This window comes from Phytoactinopolyspora endophytica, from assembly GCF_004138495.1.
Lineage (GTDB): Bacteria > Actinomycetota > Actinomycetes > Jiangellales > Jiangellaceae > Phytoactinopolyspora > Phytoactinopolyspora endophytica.
Map to the genome: position 1 here is coordinate 141,502 of NZ_ML142854.1, position 2,217 is coordinate 143,718.

3 protein-coding genes and 1 pseudogene are annotated in these 2,217 nt (G+C 64.6%); 2 read left to right on the forward strand and 2 right to left on the reverse strand.

Features of this window, described 5'->3' with window-relative positions; all coding sequences use genetic code 11:
- On the reverse strand, window positions 1–230 hold a 230-nt coding region (locus ELR45_RS35160; protein WP_165367755.1), incomplete at its 3' end, for a hypothetical protein.
- A gap of 218 nt (window positions 231–448) precedes the next feature.
- Here ELR45_RS35160 and ELR45_RS13680 point away from each other — a divergent pair.
- Window positions 449–742: a WhiB family transcriptional regulator gene (locus ELR45_RS13680; RefSeq protein ID WP_129666868.1), complete on the forward strand. Its 294-nt coding sequence runs from the start codon at window positions 449–451 to the stop codon at window positions 740–742.
- 27 nt (window positions 743–769) lie between these two features.
- On the opposite strand, the pseudogene ELR45_RS13685 reads toward ELR45_RS13680, so the two are convergent.
- Window positions 770–1,705: pseudogene (locus ELR45_RS13685) on the reverse strand (mandelate racemase/muconate lactonizing enzyme family protein); the annotation flags it as partial.
- Between the two features lie 264 nt (window positions 1,706–1,969).
- Here ELR45_RS13685 and ELR45_RS35165 point away from each other — a divergent pair.
- A partial coding sequence (locus tag ELR45_RS35165; protein ID WP_205856562.1) for a helix-turn-helix domain-containing protein occupies window positions 1,970–2,217 on the forward strand: 248 nt, incomplete at its 3' end.

Below are 2,217 nucleotides of genomic sequence, written 5' to 3' on the forward strand. Positions count from 1 at the left end.
AGTTCGCGGTCATCGGCGTCCAGGATCGTGGATGTCTCGGAGAGCTCACCCGGTTCGAAGTCGAGCTCGAGGTCCTGGAACCATTCGGAACTCTCTCTAGCGCCGAGGCCGAGTGCGCCGACGACGGGCAATGCTATGCCGGCGACGAGGATGCCTGCGAGGGCGCTCACGCCGATGACGAGGAAGACTCTGCGGAGGCCGGTGATGATGCCAGCGGGACTAAGGGCCATGAGAGCAGACTAGCGTCTCAAGTTGACATCACAAAGCGAGCGCGCACACGCGCGTGCTTTATCACATGCAAACGCAGTCAAGCAATGGGTCAAGTGGACGATTCCATTCGGTGCGATCAGGTCTAGCCTGTGACTAAGTACTTTGCATATCGTCACAGTATGCAAGCAGGGAGGCGGGTGCTCCGGCATACCGCCCAGGTCACGGGGGTGGTTGAGGTATGACAGAACTCAATGACTGGATGAGCGAAGCGGCGTGTCGCAGTGCTGAGCCGGACGAGTTGTTCGTTCCCGGCGCGGCCCAGAACCGCGCGAAAGCGGTCTGCTTCGGGTGCCCGGTTCGCACCGAATGTCTGGCGGACGCCCTGGACAATCGGACGGAGTTCGGTATCTGGGGTGGCATGACCGAGCGGGAACGCCGGGCACTGCTGCGTCGCCGTCCGAATGTCACGTCGTGGAAGACGTTGCTGGAAGCGGCACGTGATGACTACGAGTACATGCGCGTGGCCGGCTGACACGGCCACGGCGGCGGGTGATCAGACTCACTGCGTCAGGTCTCCCTCCTTCTCGTTGAGGGAGGCGAAGTAGGTGAGCTTGTCTTCGTCCACGTCTACGCCAAGTCCATGACCGGCAGGCACGCCGAGTGAGCCGTCCGTGAGGTCGAGCGGCTCGATGATGTCGGCGTGCAGGTAGTACATGCTGTCGATGGCGCGGTCCAGTATCGGGGTGCTGCCGGCCACGGCGAGGTGAGCGGCCGCGGCTACTCCGAGCTCGCCGCCGCTGTGCAGGTTCATGCCCAGGCCGAACGTCGAGCAGTGCGCCGCTAGGTTCTTGGTGGCGGTGACCCCGCCCCACTTGTAGATGTGACCATGCACGACATCGACCGACCCGAGTTTGATCGCTGGGGCGACATCCTCGAACCGGACGACGCACATGTTGGTGCAGAGCGGGATGCGTACTTTGCTCCGAACCTGCGCCATGCCGTCCAAGCCCGGGCAGGGGTCCTCCAGATACTCCAAGTCGAGCTCCTCGAGCTGGACACCGGCCCGGATCGAGTCGGGGACCGACCAGGCCGCGTTGGGGTCGACTCGCGGTTCGACGTGAGGCAGCCGGTCACGGATCGCGCGCAGGATGGCCACGTCGCCGAAGACGTCACGGGTGCCTTTCAGCTTGACCGCGGTGAAGCCGCCCTGCCCGACGACGGCGGCTGCGTGCTCGGCGAGCGCGACTGGAAGATCCCGACCGGTGGCTCCCGAGGCGTCCGCTCTGGTGATCAGCGCCGTGATCGGGACGCGTTCGCGGATCCGGCCACCGAGAAGGTTCACCAACGGCTGCTGCGTGATCTTGCCGATGGCGTCCCAGCACGCGACGTCCAGCGCGGCGATCGCGGCATAACCGAGGTATCCGTGGAAGAACGGCACCATGGCGTTCCTGGCGTGGAAAGACTCGAGGTCGAACGGGCTGGAACCGATGAGTTCGTCACCCACCTCCGAGCACGCCGGCCAGCGCCGCCGCCGGTACGGATGCGCCCAGGAGTCTCAGCGCAGGCCGACGCGACCAGCGTCGAGCATCCGGCATGTGGTCCATGTCGCTACGTAGATGTGATGAGGAACACTGAAATCTTCTGCGACATGCTAGCGCCATTCCGTATTTTCTATAAAGCATTCCGTATTGCTGAACGGCGCGGTATCGTCGCCGACATGGGGCGATCTCGTGGTGGACCGGCGGCCGATACTGGTGTCATGACAGCGGAAGCCAAGGACGCCGGTCTGGGTTCGGTGCAGAAGGCCTTCACCCTGCTGGCCGAGCTTGCGACGGCCCAGGCGCCGCAGCGTCTGGGTGACCTCGCCGCGTGCACTGGGATGACCAAACCGACGGTCCACCGGCTGCTGCGGGCGCTGACGGCGATCGGCTATGTGCGTGCTCTCGGTGGTGGGCTATATGCGGTCGGCCCGGCCATGGTGGGTACCTCGGCCGCGGCACTGGGTGG